Here is a 16,445-nt window from a genome sequence, read left to right as displayed (position 1 = left end):
GACTTGTAATTATTGGGCATCCGGGATAAAAAAATCATCGGCATTTTCAGCAATCGGAATATAAAGTCTCTCCCACTCCTTGCTTTTCACCATATCCCAGCTGTGACCGGTTCCTTTAAGGTCTTCAGCCAGAAGAACCACGCCAGGTTTAATTATAAAAGTGGAACCATCTGTTACTTTAAATCTTATATTTCCTTTGATGGTAATCACATATTGTCTTCTGGGCGCCGGATGTGCATTTTTTTCCCACTCTTCCGTTTTATTGCTCATCCAGAATGTAGTGGTATTCATGTGTTTAAGAGTAGGTATTTTTCCTTTCTCAAAAGCACATGATCCGTCAGGATGGTTGATTAGTCTTATGGCAGGAATAAACTCAGTGGAGGTTTCCGCAGTGACACTTACATTTTTATGGTTTTTGTGTTGTGCATTCATAAATCCTACAGTACTTACTACTAAAACAAGGCTTAAGCCTTTCATGATGTTTTTCATTATAAATTTAATTTTTTATTTTTAATTATAAACAGTATCGTAAACCAGCATTCTTTCAAAAAAGGGTTTATATTTCTGAACCAAAGCCAGATGTTCAGGAAGCTTTCCATATGCTTCAAGCTCCTCCAGAGTATCGAATTCCATGGAAGCATTATAAGTAAATGTGCTGTCTAAAACACTTCTCGGGGTGGAAGCAGCAGGCTTTCCATAACGGAGATTTTTCTGATAAGGAAGCTTTTTAAGACCTTCAAAAAAATTTTCAAATTCTTTTACTTCAGACTCCGAAAGATCTTTTCTAAGCCAGAACAACAAATAATGGAAGTACATTTTTTTCTTTTTTATAGGGTTAAACATGGGTAAAGCAGAGGCAAACATATTTCCTGAAACCAGCAGCAGGGCAGAGGCCTGGACTGAGCGGAATAAAAATTTTCTTCTTTCCATTGTCATTTATTTAATTAAAATCTATTCTGTATTTAAGGACAAACTGCCATTTCCGGTCAGTAACTACAGCATTGTTTGAAGGATCATTGGTATAAACAGGTCTGTTCTGGGCGTCAAAGGTTAACCGGGAAGACATTCCGTTCATCAGCAGGGAGATTCCGGCATCATAAATCACTGCATTGTCATGAAGTCCTTTCAGATCAGATAGCTGCATTCCTACAGCAGGCTGAAGCTGCAGGTTTTTCTTTTCTTTATCAAGATAAGGAAGTGTACCTCCCAATTGCACATAATACGTATTTCCGGTTCCGATAACAGGCATTGCATTTCCTGCTCCATTCAAACTCGCTTGTGTAACATCTACAGAAGTTGCAGGGTTATTGGTTCCTACATACCGGATATAATTGGGTCCATAGTCGTTATGCATCGCCATTCCATATGCGCTTATTGACGTTCCTTTTTCTTTGTTCAGCGGCGCATCATAAAATAAATCTACCGCAAAGCTTTTCATATCATCATTCACTGTATTTTTGCCTGCATCCATATGCCATAATGCATTGTGAATGTAATCAAAACCAGCTCCCAGGCTCAATACATTCTTTTTTCCTACATAGGTTCCGGAATTAAAAGGTGTAGAAATATTCTCTTTATCTAAAAAAGCATATCTGAAATACCCGGAGAAGTCTTTTCCCGGAGAATTTTTACTGAAGGAAGCTACATTCAGTTTCGGATCTGAAGTTGCCATGGTGTAAGGATCGGCTACCACCAAACGGTAATCAAATCTTCCAAGCTGCCCTTTAATATAGGCACTCAGTTCCCTTACTGTATAATCTGTAGTCCCTGCATTGGATGTTGCATAAGCCGGCAGATCATATAACAGCGTATTCAGAGGTCCTGTGGTAAATCTTGAAAGACCGCGCCACGTGGAACGCCCTGCACCAAAAGCAATCTTATCATTAAAAGCATATTCAGCATAAGCATCCAGAAGGTCAAAATAATTACTTCCTTTAGCATTTACATTCACATTGGTGGTTCCTCCCTGCAAAACAAACATCAGCTTTTCGGTGGGCTTATAAGTCATTTTTACACGAACTCTTCGAAGAGATAGGTCAGACAAATCCGATTTTGCCTCATTATTGACAAGGCTTCCGGGGTTAAGCTGTGTATATCTGGCCCACAATTCTGCATATCCGCTAAGAGAAATATATCGTGAGTGTTCTTCATTGAAGTAATGGGTTAATCCGGGGTTATTAAAGTCATTTTTTTTCTGAGCTTCTAATTTTCCCATGAGTCCCACTAAGGAAAACAAAGCAATTGCAGTTTTGAAAGAGGTAGTCTTCATATTTTTCTATTCTTATCTTTTTGTTGATTTCAACGGGACAAAATTAGATCGGGAATGTCTGGACAGGTATTAGAAATCTATTAGAAACCTTATAGAAAACTATTAAAAGGGTTAATGTTTTCTGATAAAAGAAAAATATGAAATACCTTTGTACAGTGCTTTGGGGACAGATGAAAATCAAGCTTTTAAAATCAAAAAAAATTTGAAAACCGAGGTATATATCCTATAGTATTTCTTTATGAAAATTTTAATTGTAGAAGATAATTCGCGTGTTTCAAGCCTTTTGAAAAGAGGACTGGAGAGCCAGGAATATCAGGTGTATATTTCGGAAGATGCAGAAGATGCTATTGTCCTGCTAAATAAAATTTCTTTCGATCTGGCGATTACAGATATTATGCTGCCAAAAATGAGCGGTATTGATCTATGCAAACTGATCAAAGAGAAATACCCTGACCTTCCCATCATTATGCTCACCGCTCTGGGCACGATTGATGAAAAAATTGAAGGATTTGACGCCGGAGCGGATGATTATATGGTAAAACCTTTTGAAATCAGGGAACTTTACGTAAGAATCAAGGCTATTCTGCAAAGAAGATCAGCCAGAAATAAAGAAGCATATCTGACCGATCTGGAATATCATGATCTGAAGATTGATAAAAAATTCAACAGAGTTTTCAGAAATAGAACGGAAATAGAACTCACTCCCAAAGAATTTAAACTCTTGGTATTTCTGGTAAACAATGCCGAAAGAATTCTTACCCGTGAAGAAATTGCAGAAAATGTATGGGGAAATCATTTTGACACAGGAACCAACTATATTGATGTCTACATTGCTTATTTACGGAAAAAGATTGATAAAAATTTTGATCATAAACTGATTCACACCAAACCCGGAGTAGGATTTATTTTTGCTTCACAATTATGAAAATAGCAACCAGAACAGCACTTATTTATTCTATCCTTACTGCAGGCATTTTATTTTTGTTTGCTTATGTTCTCTATTTTGTATCTGAAAAGAACAGGGAGGATGAGTTTAACGACCGTTTAGGATATAAGGTGATCTGGAGGTCAGAATTTATCTTCGATGTCAGAATCAGTGATGAAAAAATCCGTGAGCTTCACCAGCGTAACCAAAAGTTGCTGAATGAGGCAGACATCAGTGTTTATAACAGTAAAAAAGAGCTTACTTTCACGGATGTTCCTCCTCTCAAAAGCAATGAAAAATATCTGGATAAAATTATCAGATCCAATAAAAACAGAATATTCTGGCAGCAGGGCGACCGTCAGTATATTGCCATTCAGTTTCAATCAAACGGAGAAAAATATTATATCATTGGAAGTGCATTAGACGTCACAGGAAAAGCCCATATTTCTGAGTTTAAAAAAGATATTATCATCATTTATATCAGTTCCATTGTCATCATTTTTATTATAGGATTTCTTTTTTCATACTATACCCTTAAGCCCTTAAAGGATATTATTCTCCAGATCCGCGATATTTCAGAGCATAATCTGAATAAACGGCTGGATATTCCCAAAGCAAAAGATGAGATTTATGAACTGACTGAAACTTTTAATTCCACTTTCAACAGGCTGGAAAAATCTTTTAATAATCATAAACAATTCGTCACCACCATTTCCCATGAATTCCGGACTCCACTTTCCACCTTAATTGCAGAGCTGGAGCTTGCCAAGGAACTAAATGTAACGTTGGATGACTATAAGCTTTCTATTGACAATGCTCTTCAGGATGCCAATGATGCATCGGAGCTTTCTTCTGCTTTGCTGGATTTCGCCAGAGCCAGCTATGATGTATCACAGATCAGTCTTACCAATCTGCGTCTGGATGAGATTTTGGCAGAAGCCAAGCTTGCATTGCTGCAAAAAAATGTCAGCTACAAAATAGGGATCAATTATATGGGTAATGCGTCAGATGATGATGAAAACAATTATGATTTTCATGGTAATCCTTACCTGCTGCAGGTTGCTTTTTCTAACCTGATAGAAAATGCCTGTAAATATTCAGCAGACAAAAGCTGCCATATTGAAATAGAGACCAACTCGGACCATATAAAAATCCGTTTTATTGATCATGGGATTGGTATTTCAGAAAAGGATCTTTTGAAAATTTTTGATTTGTTTTACCGGGGTTCCAATAAGAATTTCGAAAAAGGAAACGGCATCGGTCTTTCCATTGTAAAAAGGATTATAGAAATACACGAAGGCAAATTGACGATCGATTCTGAAGTGTCAAAAGGAAGTGTATTTACTGTAACATTTCCCTCAAAAAAATAAAAAAGCAGTCAAAAAACTGACTGCTTTTTATTTTTATGCTTTCAACCATTCTGAGGAAGAAAGATAATTCTGATCGGGATAATAGATGAACAGACAGTTTTTACCTTTAATCGTATTAATGATAGACTGTGTCAGTTCTCTTGGAACCGCGGGACATCCCCAGCTTCTTCCAATTCTTTTATGCATGGCTGCAAATGCATCGCTTACATAATCAGCACCATGTAATACAATTGCTCTTCTGTAAGCCGCATCATTAAACCCTTTATCCATTCCCAATAGCTTCAGAGAATATCCGTTATCACCCTGATAAGTTGCATCCGTGATATAAAATCCTAAACTGCTCTGTAACGAACTTTCCCTGTTAGAAAAATTCGTCGCAAATTCTTCGCCTGTATTTTTTCCGTGTGCTACCAATGAGTTGAACAGAACTTTTTTGTCTTCCAGGTCAATGATCCAAAGTCTTTTTGTGTTAGAAGACATAGAAAAATCGCAGATAGTTAATAAATGCGAGTCTTGGGTAAGCAATCCTGCTTTTTTTAAATTTTCATACCCAGTCAATGCTTTTGAGAACACTTCATAATTCAATTCATGTTCAGGATCAAATGCAATTGATTGGTATAGTGCTTCTGATGAAGATACAGCTGTTGTGCTCTTCTCAGATTTCGTTTCAGCTGCTTTTTCTGTTTTCGTTGTATTGACATTCTCACTTTTCACCGCCATTCTTGGAGAAATGTAGAATGAAGTCGTCACCATGTAAACAAGGCCTAATACGCTATAAAATCCTTTCATTCAATAATATGTAAATCCAAATTAGTGGGGCAAAATTATAAAAACATAATTACCAGGGGGTTATAACTCTAAAAAGTTTAACGCTATTTAAGAAACTTTAACGTCCTGATTCTGTGAATTAAAAGTCTTATTTTTGCTCATCCGCCACAAATTCCAGGCTTACAGAATTCATACAGTAACGCAGTCCTGTAGGCTTCGGCCCATCATCGAAAACATGCCCAAGATGGGAGTCACATCTTTTGCAAAGAACCTCTACTCTATCCATTCCATAAGACTGATCTCTCACATAATAAACTCCTTCTTTATCCGCTTCAAAGAAACTTGGCCAGCCACAGCTGCTGGAAAATTTGGATGTAGAGCGAAACAGGTGATTTCCGCACACCGCGCAATAATATTCTCCGATCTCATCAAACTCATTATATTTTCCGGTAAAAGCTCTTTCTGTTGCCGCTTCTCTGGCAATTGCATACAAGTCTGGCGCGAGGATTTTTTTCCATTCATCATTGGAAACATTAAGTTTTGTAGTATCTGTTCTGGAATAGTATGGATTGTTTTTTGCTTCTGTATTTTCCATAGAGGAGATTTTAATAGGTTCGTATTTCTGCGTACATGCCTGCAGAAAAAATAATAGGGTGATTGAAACTAAAAATTTCATCGTAAATTTCATTCTTTAACCACAAAAGTTTTGAGGTTTAAAAGCTTTTATTAAGATTAAACGGTTTCATAACCAAATTTAGTAAATTTGAGAATATGAATGACGAAGCAAAAAGAAAACAACTGAGAAAATATAAAGCATTTGCCACAGGATTATTCGTTCTGATGGCTGTTATTTTCATTGTTACCACTATTTTACAGAAGTCTGATAGCTCTCATTGGATCGGCTACGTTCGTGCTTTTGCCGAAGCTGCTATGGTTGGGGCTTTGGCTGACTGGTTTGCTGTAACCGCATTATTCCGTCATCCTCTCGGCCTTCCGATTCCCCATACCAACCTGATTGAAAACAGTAAACAGAGATTGGGGGACAACCTTGGAAGTTTTGTAGTAGGTAACTTTCTTTCTCCCCAGAATATACGTCCTTATATCCAAAAACTTAAAGTTTCCAATTTTGTAGGTGAATGGCTGGGTAAGGAAAAGAGCCAGAATATTTTGATTAAAAACCTTTCAGATATCGTTCTTGATATTCTTAATAAGCTTGATGATTCCACGGTAAGTCAGTTTATCAGCAAAAAGGTGTCTGAAATGACGGATGATATAAAGCTTAATAAAGTAGTAGGAAACGGAATCGGTTATATTCTTGAAAAAAATGACCATCAGAGAATCATTACCAATCTTTCTAAACAAATCAAAGAATATATCATTGAGAACGATGAAATGATCAAAGACCGTGTAAAAAAAGGCAGTTACACATTCATCCCTTCTTTTGTAGATAATAAAATTGCAGATAAAATTGCCGACGGACTTTCTGATTTTTTTAAAGAAATAGAAGAAGATCCGCAGCATGAGGTAAGAGGGTTGATTACTCAGAAGATCCATGAGTTTTCTATGGATTTGAAAGAAGACCCGAAATGGGATGAGGAATTTAAAACCATCAAAAACGGACTTCTGAAAAATGACAAACTGGATGAATATTCCAACGACATCTGGGTTTCTATCAAAAAAACACTGATGAAAGAGCTTCAGGAGGAGCATTCCGCTTTGAAAAACTATCTTTCTAAAAACCTGAATGAATTTGCACAAAACTTAAAGACCGATGAAAACCTTCAGAACAAAATAGATCATTGGGTTCGGGTAACGGCCTATAAATATATTCTGAAAAACACCCACCAATTCGGGAACCTCATCAGTACAACCGTTGGAAACTGGCAGGGAAAAGAGCTTAGTGAAAAACTGGAACTGGAAGTGGGAAAAGATCTGCAGTTTATCCGGGTCAACGGAACGCTGGTCGGCGGTCTGGTAGGGCTTATTATCTACACCATCGCCCATTTCTTCCTCTAAAAACTAAGACAGCCAACCATGAAAAAAATATTTACTTTATTATTTTCTTTAAGTCTCACATTTTTTCTCAGTCAAAAAGTTGAATTAAAGAAAGTAACTGATTCTTCACAGATTTTCACCGGAGAGATTGGAGGAATACCTATTACCATGCAACTTAATTACACAGGCATTGTAGATTGTGATCAGTATCAGCATTATGTTGACGGATGGTATTATTACGATAAATACAAAAAGAAAATCCCGCTCACCGGAATATATGATTATTATGGTGACCTGTCATTATATAATTTCGGGACTAAACAGAAACAGAATTCCAGGATTTTAAAAGATCAGATCACATCGCTGCAAAAAGTAGAAAAAACGAATGAAATAGCACAAAAGTTAGCTCCTCTGGAATCTATTATATTGGAAAATATCAGCATGAAAAACAACCCGATTACCGGGATTTTTTCGATGGGCAAAAAAACTCAGCCTATGCAATTATTTACGGGTAATGCAATGATTTACCGCCTCAACAATTATCTGTTCCTGCCCAATAATAAAAAGATCAATACATTCGACTTCATTAATAAAGCCGGAGGAAATGAACTTGTTTCCTACTCTTCAGGGGAAAACGGGAACAGGGTCCTTCTGTATTTTGAGCAGACTTCAAATTTTAACGCCTGCGGACAATGTGGGGCAAGTGATGGTGAAAAAGGTTACAGAGTTCTTTATTTTACAAAAGACTGGAATTATAAAAACTACGAGGAATTCCTAACTGAAAGCTGCTGGGAAAATATTTATGATACGACGAAAACAAAATCAAAGGATAAAGAAACGATACAATATAAAGTAGGTAAATCTTTCTCTTCTCCCGCCTATACATTTACTGTAGATATTAAAAAAGCTTCCATTATAAAGTCAAAATAAAAAAGAGAGTTGTGTAAACTCTCTTTTATTTTATCTAGGTAATCTGCTTGCTCTTTTCAGAAGTTCCTTATTTATATCATTAATCAGTTCCGGTCCTTCATAAATAAAGCCTGTATACAGCTGAATCAGGCTGGCTCCCGCATCCAATTTTTCCATGGCATCTTTTGCAGAATGTATTCCTCCTACTCCAATGATTGGGAATGCTCGGTTACTTTTATCAGAAAGGTATTTGATCATTTTTGTACTTCTTTCACGGATAGGCTTTCCGCTCAAACCTCCGTTTCCTATCTGTTCTAAAACTTCAGGAGAGGTTTTCAGACCTTCTCTGTTGACAGAAGTATTGGAAACCACAATACCATCAATCTTTGTTTCTGCAATCAGATCAATGATTTCGTCTAATTGATTATTATTAAGATCCGGTGCAATTTTCAGGAGTATAGGTTTCTGTACAGATTTTGACTGGTTGATCTTCTTCACTTCTGTAATCAGCTCTCTCAAATATTCTACATCTTCAAGTTTGGCGTGACTTCCAACGTTGGGACAGCTTACATTCAGTACAAAGTAGTCTACGTGAGGGTGAAGACCTTCAAAACAGTCCAGATAATCCTGAGTATAGTTTTCCGGGCTTGTATCTGTATTTTTTCCGATGTTTCCACCGATGATTATTTTTCCTTTGTTAGATTTCAGTTTTTCAATAGCCGCTTCAAGACCTTCATTGTTGAATCCCATTCTGTTGATAATTCCGCCATCTTCTATCAAACGGAACAATCTTTTTCTTGGATTTCCGGCCTGAGCTCTTGGGGTTACCGTCCCGATTTCTACAAATCCGAAACCTAAGTCTCCCAATTCGTTGAACAAAATTGCATTTTTATCGAAACCGGCAGCCAATCCTACAGGATTTTTAAATTTCAATCCGAAAACTTCTCTTTCCAGACGTTTGTCTTCAATAGGTTTTGGTAAAAATAATTTTGTGAGGAATCCAAAATTCTTAAGCATTGAAAATGTAAAGTGATGAACATCTTCAGGATCAAATTTGAAAAGAATTGGACGAATGAGCGATTTGTACATTGAAAAAAAGTTTTACAAAATTACTCATTTTAAAATTAATGCTCAATTAACCTATGATATTTTATCAAAATGGCTGATATATAGTATCTATAAACTATAAAACAACTATATATTCTACTAATAAGTGAGATTTTTTAACGCTATGATCGCAAACGATTATGACCATCCTGAAAACATTTTGTTCGCAAGGACGTTTCACTAAGCGAAGTACGCGCTATCAGCCTTGCTGAACGAAGTGCCTTTGCGATCGGAAATAAAAATCATTAATTAAACTTTGCGAACATTGCGTTAAAGCAATAGAAACAGAGAAATACCTCCATCATCCTTGTCAAGGTTTAAAACCTTGACAAGGATATTAAAATCTTAAAGTTTTAATGAAGAGTATGCACTCAGATCAAATTTCAGGATATCCCCTACTCTTTTGAACTCTTCATCTATAGTGGCATTTACCGTAATTCTTTCGTTAGAAACAGGATGATTAAAAATCAATTGATGGGCATGGAGCGTCATTTTATTGATGTCAAATGTCTGAAGCCACAATTTATTTTGCTTATTGCAGCCGTGCTTACGACAGCCTAAAATAGGATGCAGAATATGTTTAAAATGTTTTCTCAGCTGATGAAACCTTCCCGTTTCAGGAATGGCTTCTACCAAACAATATCTTGAAGTCTGATGTTTTAAGAAGGGTAAATCTATTTCTGAAGTCTGCAAACGACGATAATACGTAACAGCATTTTGCTTGACTTCATTTTCATTAACCAGATCGTAATCGATGGTTTCTTCTTCTTTTGCCCAGCCACGAAGAATGGCCAGATATTTTTTCTCCACTTCGCGTGATGCAAACTGTTCGCTCATTGTCCTAAGGGTATCTTTATCTAAGGTAAACAGAAGAACACCCGAAGTTTTCCGGTCTAACCGATGCACAGGATAAACTTTTTGTCCAATCTGTTTCTTCAACTCCTGGATAGCATAGGTATCGGCTTCTCCTGCATAGAAGGATTTATGAACCAATAATCCACTGGGTTTATTGATTGCAATAAGGTGTTCATCTCGATAAAGAATTTCTAACATGGTGCAAAAGTAGAAATTTTCGATTGATCTAGCCCTGATTGTAACGGCATCCTTTTGCAAAGCAAAAGATATAGTGGAAAGCAGGTTCCCGGCTTCTGAAAAATTAAATTGTAAATATTTGTCTGTTTATTAACTGCTTTTTTTATTGAATCTCATGATTTTGGATCCAAATTGCTATTTTTGCATCTCAGACGTAAAAAAATTATGGCAAAGCAAGAAGATGTTTTCAAGAAAGTGATTTCTCACGCTAAAGAATATGGTTTTATTTTCCCATCAAGTGAGATCTATGATGGTTTATCCGCTGTGTATGATTATGGACAGAACGGAGCCGAACTTAAAAATAATATCAAACAATACTGGTGGAAAGCTATGGTACAGCTTAACGAAAATATTGTGGGTATTGATTCGGCGATTTTGATGCACCCGACAACATGGAAGGCATCAGGCCACGTAGACGCTTTCAACGATCCATTGATTGATAATAAAGATTCTAAGAAACGTTTCAGAGCAGACGTTTTGGTGGAAGACTACTGCGCTAAAATTGAAGATAAAGAGAACAAAGAAATTGAAAAAGCGGCGAAAAGATTCGGGGATGCTTTTGATAAAGATCAGTTTGTTGCCACAAATCCAAAAATTCTGGAATACAGAGCAAAAAGAGAGGCTATTCTTTCAAGACTGGCAAAATCTCTGGAAAATGAAGATCTTGCTGATGTAAAAGCTTTGATTGAAGAGCTTGAGATTGCAGATCCTGATACTGGTTCTAAAAACTGGACAGAAGTAAGACAGTTCAATCTGATGTTCGGAACAAAGCTGGGAGCTTCTGCAGAAAGTGCAATGGATCTTTACCTTAGACCTGAAACGGCTCAGGGGATCTTCGTTAACTTCCTGAATGTACAGAAAACTTCACGTCATAAGCTTCCTTTCGGTATTGCACAGATTGGTAAGGCATTCAGAAATGAAATTGTTGCAAGACAGTTTATCTTCAGAATGCGTGAATTCGAACAGATGGAAATGCAGTTCTTCGTTGCTCCGGGAACAGAGCTTGAGTTCTATGAGCAGTGGAAACAAAAACGTCTGAACTGGCACAGAGCTTTAGGTCTTGGAAATGACAACTACAGATTCCACGATCATGAGAAATTGGCTCACTACGCGAATGCTGCGGCTGATATTGAGTTTAACTTCCCATTCGGATTTAAAGAGCTGGAAGGTATTCACTCAAGAACAGATTTCGACTTAAAGGCGCATGAAGAATTCTCAGGAAGAAAACTTCAGTTCTTTGATCCTGAAAGAAACGAAAACTATGTTCCTTATGTAGTGGAAACTTCAGTAGGTTTAGACAGATTATTCCTATCCATTTTCTCTCACTGCTTAAAAGATGAAGTATTGGAAGACGGTTCAGAAAGAACGGTTTTATCTTTACCTCCGGCATTAGCGCCAATTAAAGCGGCTATTCTTCCATTGATGAAGAAAGATGGTTTAGCAGAATATGCAGAAAAAATCTTCAATGATCTGAAGTATGACTTCAACTTATTCTACGAAGAGAAGGATGCGATTGGAAAACGTTACAGAAGACAGGATGCTATCGGTACTCCATACTGTATTACTATTGACCACGACTCTTTGACAGATCATACAGTAACCATCAGAGACAGAGATACGATGCAGCAGGAAAGAGTTCCTGTTTCAGAGTTGAGACGAATCATCGACGAAAAAACGAACTTCAGAAATTTACTTTCTCAATTATAATTTAAAAGCCCTGGTTTCAGGGCTTTTTTATTTTTATCAACATAAGGGTTAATTTATTACTTTTATCCCTCAAATTTTAACCATGAAAAAAATAACACTGATAGTGTTTGGACTGATCCAGACATTTGCATTTTCCCAAACCCAGGATCTGACAACACTTGCCGCCGGGGATCACGTGGGAATGAATGCTCTATTCGATGATAAAGACAATCTTTACGGCTATGTTTCTCTATATTCTTACGGAAAATCCGGTGATAAGACCAAAAAGTTTGAGTATGTAATATTAGACAAAAACCTCAACCCTGTTGCCAATAAAGAGTTTGAAGGTGATATCACTGCTGCATCTTATTTAGGATATGTTGATTTTAAAGGACAGATTATCTTAAAACCGTCAATGATGGATTATTCTTTGGTAAAAAGCCGAGAAGTATTTACTCCTGTTTCTATGGTGATTGATCCGAAGACAAATTCTATTACCAGAAAAATATATTATGACTATCTGGAAAACGGTACTTTCAAAGAAATCAACGAACCGAAGAGCTGGAAAGAACAGCGTAAGGAAAATCGTGATGAGAAAAAAGACAAAGGGTACAACTACGTTTCTGCCGTAGGTGAACTAAAAGAAGGCGGTTATTTTGCCGTAGAGTATAAAGATTACGGAAAGTATGAAAATAACAACAGCCTCATGAAATTTGATGAAAACAAGAAAGAGGTTTGGAGGTATAAATACAATACTGACGGAAGCAAGAAAATTTATTCTACCCTATCTGTTCTGGAAAGAGATGAAAACTACATGTACTGCATCATGAAGAAAGTGAATGAAAAACAGAAAACATTCAGTCTTCTTGTTCTTGATATGAAAACCGGAAAAGAAACTTCCAATAAGCCGGTAACCGGGTTATCTGATGATACCATAGACAATATTGAATCCTTCTACTCCAATTACAGAAAGCTTGACAATGACAAAAATTTTGATGATAAAGTCGTTTTGCTGGGAAGAAACTATGATGATTCCGAATCAGTAGGGTTTGCAAGAATGATGGTGGATAAGAAAAACTTTACGGCGGATACTAAAACAATCAATTATGAGCCGAATATCTCAGCTTTCCTTCCAAAAGTGAATAAAAACGGAATGGTAGAAAACGGATATATGCTTCAGACCAAAGACATGTATTTTATGAATGACGGAAGTGTAGGAATCCTGTCTGAAAAATATAAACCTGCAGGACAGTATAATGCTCCCAAAACCACAGACCTTGTTTACATCTACACAGACAAAGATTTCAAAGTGAAAAATGTACAGGTCTTTGAAAAAGAAAAATCAAAATGGGTAAACAGTGATTATCTGTTTTCTCAATACCTCAACGGAGGAAAAGACGTAGTATTTTTCTACCGCGACTATCAGAAAGATGAAGTAACAAAACAGAAAAGATGGAATTTGTTCATCAATACCATTATTGACGGAAAATTCAAACAGGAGATCATTCCTATTTCTGAAAAAGACAATTATGCGGTAACTCCTTATGTAGGAAAAGAGGGCTATATTCTTCTTAGAGAGTATAACGAAAAAGAAAAGTTTAATAAAATCCGTTTGGAGAAATTAAATTATTAGTATAAAAGAAGAATCCTGATGTGTCATCAGGATTCTTCTTTTACGTTTTGGCTAAAGCCAGTGGAATTTTTATTATTTTACAACGGGCTAAAGCCCGTTCCTATTGATATTTTAATCATTGATAATAAACTCAGTTTGCCTTTGCTATGGCTTCATTCGCCTGATAATAGTCTGCAATATTTTTTATTTCATCAAGACTTAGGTTCCACATAAAGTTCAGGAATTGCTGATAGCTTTCACTTTGATTCTTAGGTTCAATTCTATCCAGATACCGGTTCAGATTATAGTTTTTTCTGGCTTCATATATTTTGGAAAAGCATCTTCCCAGCCAGCTTTTATAATATTTTTCTTCCTCTTCATCCTGCAGAAACTGCATAGCCGCATAAATCCCCTGCCCATAATCTTCTGAGTGGAAATAGTTGGGTAAAATTTCCATTCTTGCTGTTTTTTTTAATGTTACAAACAGATCCGAAGGTTTTTCCGGAGCAATTGGACTTTTAAGTTCTGTAAACGTTTTTTTTAGCATCTCAATTCTTCTGGACACTTCAGGATGTGATGCGAGGGAATCTTTATTCAGTTTTTCTTTGTAGAAATTATAATTGTACAGTGAAAAGTCTTCCTTCTTCATCCATTTTTCGTTAAACGCCTGCTTTGGAAGATTAAAAAGTTTTTTATAGGTTTCCATCTTCAGTGCTCTAGGTGAAATGGTATCAAAATCCTGCAATCTTTGAAGCGCATTTACAAATTCTGCTTTCTTAAAATCGCTGTTTTTGAAAATGACATATCCCAAAGAATCTGCCTGCATTTCGCTTTGTCTTTTTTCCACACCTTTTTTATACACTGTATTTTTAAAGATATCGAAAGCTTTCTGATTCTGACTATGGCTTCGGCTTGTGGTAGTTGATTTGATATTCTCAACCAATACTTTATCCAATTTATCCTGTTCGATAATTTTTAAAAAGGTTTTCAGGGAATGTTCCTCTATTTTATGTCCCAGTTCATGGGAAATCACGGCTGCAATCTGCTCCTCATTATTGAGCCAGCTGTAAAGCCCCATATTGATTACAAACGTTCCGTCAGCAAGACAGTAAGCATTGGGAGTATTGTCTTTTGCGATCAGAATTTTCAAATCCTGAGGAATGGTTGGATTGTTCTTTTTAAGACGCTGAATCATAGACTGTATGCTGGCTTCAAATTCAGATTTAAAGATAAAATCCTTGTTCTTCACCTGCTTTTGAAAATCTGTTCCGAATTCTTTATAGATTTTGGATAATTCTGAGCCTGTTTTCCCGGAATACTGAGATTTTAATTTCTTTACAGTGGCTTCATTATTTCCTTCAAAACTCTTTAAAAAGGCTTTCCTCTGTATATAATCTGCAGTGTCTATCGGTTTATAAATCTGGGCCATTCCCATGATTGAAAATAGGGAGTACCCCAATACAATAAGTTTTCTGGTCATAGTTTTCATCAATAAGAACAAAAATAACTTATTTGCTCATTCATTTTAAATTTTATAGCCAAATTATTCTAAATTTGTTAAAGACCATTCATCAAAAAATGAGAATACTAAAGTACATGATAGGCGGAGCGGTAGCTGGTGCGGCAGCCGCTTATTTTCTGGGATATGATTATTTATTTAGTGGTATTTCCAAAACCTATCTTAAAGGAAAATCAAGTGCATCTATTGATGACGGAAATCTTTTCCCAAGCAATCCCATTGCCACAGAAGAACCCATACTCTGGGAAGAAGATCCGGATTACAACAAAAAGGATTTGCCTAAACATTTAGTTGACAATTTAAAACACTCCAGAACAGCTGCTTTTGTCGTAATAAAGAATGGAAAAATTCTTCATGAGCAATATTGGGAAGGGTATAATCAACTTTCACAGACCAATTCTTTTTCGATGGCAAAAGCAGTGACTGTCATGTTGCTGGGAAAAGCATTGGAAGAAGGCATTATCTCTAATATTGATGAAAAATTCTCTGATTTTTATACGGAATTTAAAAATAAAACATTCGGAAATCAGGTAACCCTTAAAAATCTGGCTCAAATGGAATCCGGGCTGGACTGGGATGAAAATTACAATAATCCGTTTTTACCCAATGCTAAGGCTTATTATGGGAAAAGTCTTGTAAAAGCTGTATTCTCAAGAAAATTTAAAGAAGAACCGGGGACAAGATTTGAATATCAAAGCGGCTCTACGCAACTTCTTGGTTTTGCCCTCAGAAAAGCTCTGAATAAACCATTATCGAGCTATTTATCAGAAAAATTCTGGATCCCTTTGGGAATGGAACAGAATGCGAAATGGAGCACAGACGACTATGGCATGGAGAAAGCTTATTGCTGCATTCATTCCAATGCAAGAGATTTTGCTAAACTCGGGCAGCTGTTTCTGAATGATGGAAAAGCCGGGGATCAGCAGATTCTCAATGCTGACTTTATTGAACAGATGAGAACTCCAACAGAAAAGTCTGAAAACATTTATGGAATGGGGCTTTGGATCAATCATGACAACCCTATCAAACATTATTATTTCCTGGGATTACAGGGACAGTATATTATTATGGTTCCGGAGCACAATATCGTTATTATAAAAACCGGAAGTTACTCCAACAACCCTAAAAATGACAGAGGAAGACCTGATCAGGTAAAATACCTCGTGAATGAAATTGTACAATTATTCCAATAA

At 36.5% G+C, this 16,445-nt stretch carries 15 protein-coding genes; 7 read left to right on the top strand and 8 right to left on the bottom strand.

The features are described from left to right. Nucleotides 1–9: 9 nt before the first annotated feature. From ACLMCG_RS13045 to ACLMCG_RS13035, 3 genes are read right to left on the bottom strand one after another with little or no spacing between them, the layout of a single operon-like run. Nucleotides 10–489 (bottom strand): hypothetical protein, encoded by a 480-nt coding sequence (locus ACLMCG_RS13045; RefSeq protein ID WP_223598376.1) that lies wholly within the window; start codon nucleotides 487–489, stop codon nucleotides 10–12. Between the two features lie 21 nt (nucleotides 490–510). After that, on the bottom strand, nucleotides 511–930 hold the full coding sequence (locus ACLMCG_RS13040) for a Dabb family protein (RefSeq protein WP_413959852.1): 420 nt from the start codon (nucleotides 928–930) through the stop codon (nucleotides 511–513). Nucleotides 931–940: 10 nt separating this feature from the next. Further along, complete coding sequence (locus ACLMCG_RS13035; RefSeq protein ID WP_413959851.1) at nucleotides 941–2,269, bottom strand: hypothetical protein; 1,329 nt, start codon at nucleotides 2,267–2,269, stop codon at nucleotides 941–943. Nucleotides 2,270–2,507: 238 nt separating this feature from the next. Between ACLMCG_RS13035 and ACLMCG_RS13030 the strand changes: the two genes are divergently transcribed. Both ACLMCG_RS13030 and ACLMCG_RS13025 read left to right on the top strand, forming a co-directional pair. Beyond that, nucleotides 2,508–3,194, top strand: coding sequence for a response regulator transcription factor (locus ACLMCG_RS13030; protein WP_213277721.1), 687 nt, complete (start codon nucleotides 2,508–2,510; stop codon nucleotides 3,192–3,194). After that, the gene (locus tag ACLMCG_RS13025) at nucleotides 3,191–4,564 is read left to right on the top strand and encodes an ATP-binding protein (RefSeq protein ID WP_413959850.1); all 1,374 of its coding nucleotides are present in this window, start codon (nucleotides 3,191–3,193) and stop codon (nucleotides 4,562–4,564) included. The genes ACLMCG_RS13030 and ACLMCG_RS13025 overlap by 4 nt, the downstream gene beginning before the upstream one ends. A gap of 33 nt (nucleotides 4,565–4,597) precedes the next feature. Here the strand turns inward: ACLMCG_RS13025 and ACLMCG_RS13020 are convergent, their stop codons facing one another. Both ACLMCG_RS13020 and msrB read right to left on the bottom strand, forming a co-directional pair. Beyond that, nucleotides 4,598–5,353 (bottom strand): murein L,D-transpeptidase catalytic domain family protein, encoded by a 756-nt coding sequence (locus tag ACLMCG_RS13020; protein WP_413959849.1) that lies wholly within the window; start codon nucleotides 5,351–5,353, stop codon nucleotides 4,598–4,600. A gap of 127 nt (nucleotides 5,354–5,480) precedes the next feature. After that, the gene (gene msrB, locus ACLMCG_RS13015) at nucleotides 5,481–6,020 is read right to left on the bottom strand and encodes a peptide-methionine (R)-S-oxide reductase MsrB (protein WP_413959848.1); all 540 of its coding nucleotides are present in this window, start codon (nucleotides 6,018–6,020) and stop codon (nucleotides 5,481–5,483) included. Nucleotides 6,021–6,103: 83 nt separating this feature from the next. Between msrB and ACLMCG_RS13010 the strand changes: the two genes are divergently transcribed. Both ACLMCG_RS13010 and ACLMCG_RS13005 read left to right on the top strand, forming a co-directional pair. Beyond that, entirely contained in the window at nucleotides 6,104–7,348 is a 1,245-nt protein-coding gene (locus ACLMCG_RS13010) for a DUF445 domain-containing protein (protein ID WP_413959847.1), read from the top strand. Nucleotides 7,349–7,366: 18 nt separating this feature from the next. Continuing rightward, nucleotides 7,367–8,257, top strand: coding sequence for a hypothetical protein (locus ACLMCG_RS13005; RefSeq protein ID WP_413959846.1), 891 nt, complete (start codon nucleotides 7,367–7,369; stop codon nucleotides 8,255–8,257). Nucleotides 8,258–8,287: 30 nt separating this feature from the next. Here the strand turns inward: ACLMCG_RS13005 and ACLMCG_RS13000 are convergent, their stop codons facing one another. Together ACLMCG_RS13000 and ACLMCG_RS12995 are read right to left on the bottom strand one after the other, a co-directional pair. Then, nucleotides 8,288–9,325, bottom strand: coding sequence for a quinone-dependent dihydroorotate dehydrogenase (locus ACLMCG_RS13000; protein ID WP_413959845.1), 1,038 nt, complete (start codon nucleotides 9,323–9,325; stop codon nucleotides 8,288–8,290). Between the two features lie 363 nt (nucleotides 9,326–9,688). Further along, nucleotides 9,689–10,396, bottom strand: a complete 708-nt coding sequence (locus ACLMCG_RS12995) for a pseudouridine synthase (RefSeq protein WP_413959844.1) — start codon at nucleotides 10,394–10,396, stop codon at nucleotides 9,689–9,691. 204 nt (nucleotides 10,397–10,600) lie between these two features. Here ACLMCG_RS12995 and ACLMCG_RS12990 point away from each other — a divergent pair, with 204 nt between their 5' ends. After that, complete coding sequence (locus ACLMCG_RS12990; protein WP_413959843.1) at nucleotides 10,601–12,142, top strand: glycine--tRNA ligase; 1,542 nt, start codon at nucleotides 10,601–10,603, stop codon at nucleotides 12,140–12,142. 82 nt (nucleotides 12,143–12,224) lie between these two features. Continuing rightward, nucleotides 12,225–13,754, top strand: a complete 1,530-nt coding sequence (locus tag ACLMCG_RS12985) for a hypothetical protein (RefSeq protein ID WP_413959842.1) — start codon at nucleotides 12,225–12,227, stop codon at nucleotides 13,752–13,754. A 130-nt stretch (nucleotides 13,755–13,884) separates the two neighbouring features. On the opposite strand, the gene ACLMCG_RS12980 is transcribed toward ACLMCG_RS12985, so the two are convergent. Continuing rightward, complete coding sequence (locus ACLMCG_RS12980; RefSeq protein WP_413959841.1) at nucleotides 13,885–15,213, bottom strand: M48 family metalloprotease; 1,329 nt, start codon at nucleotides 15,211–15,213, stop codon at nucleotides 13,885–13,887. 98 nt (nucleotides 15,214–15,311) lie between these two features. Here ACLMCG_RS12980 and ACLMCG_RS12975 point away from each other — a divergent pair, with 98 nt between their 5' ends. Next, complete coding sequence (locus tag ACLMCG_RS12975) at nucleotides 15,312–16,445, top strand: serine hydrolase domain-containing protein (protein WP_413959840.1); 1,134 nt, start codon at nucleotides 15,312–15,314, stop codon at nucleotides 16,443–16,445.

The organism is Chryseobacterium sp. S90, assembly GCF_047444895.1.
GTDB lineage: Bacteria > Bacteroidota > Bacteroidia > Flavobacteriales > Weeksellaceae > Chryseobacterium.
This window is presented reverse-complemented; position numbering and strand designations above follow the sequence as displayed.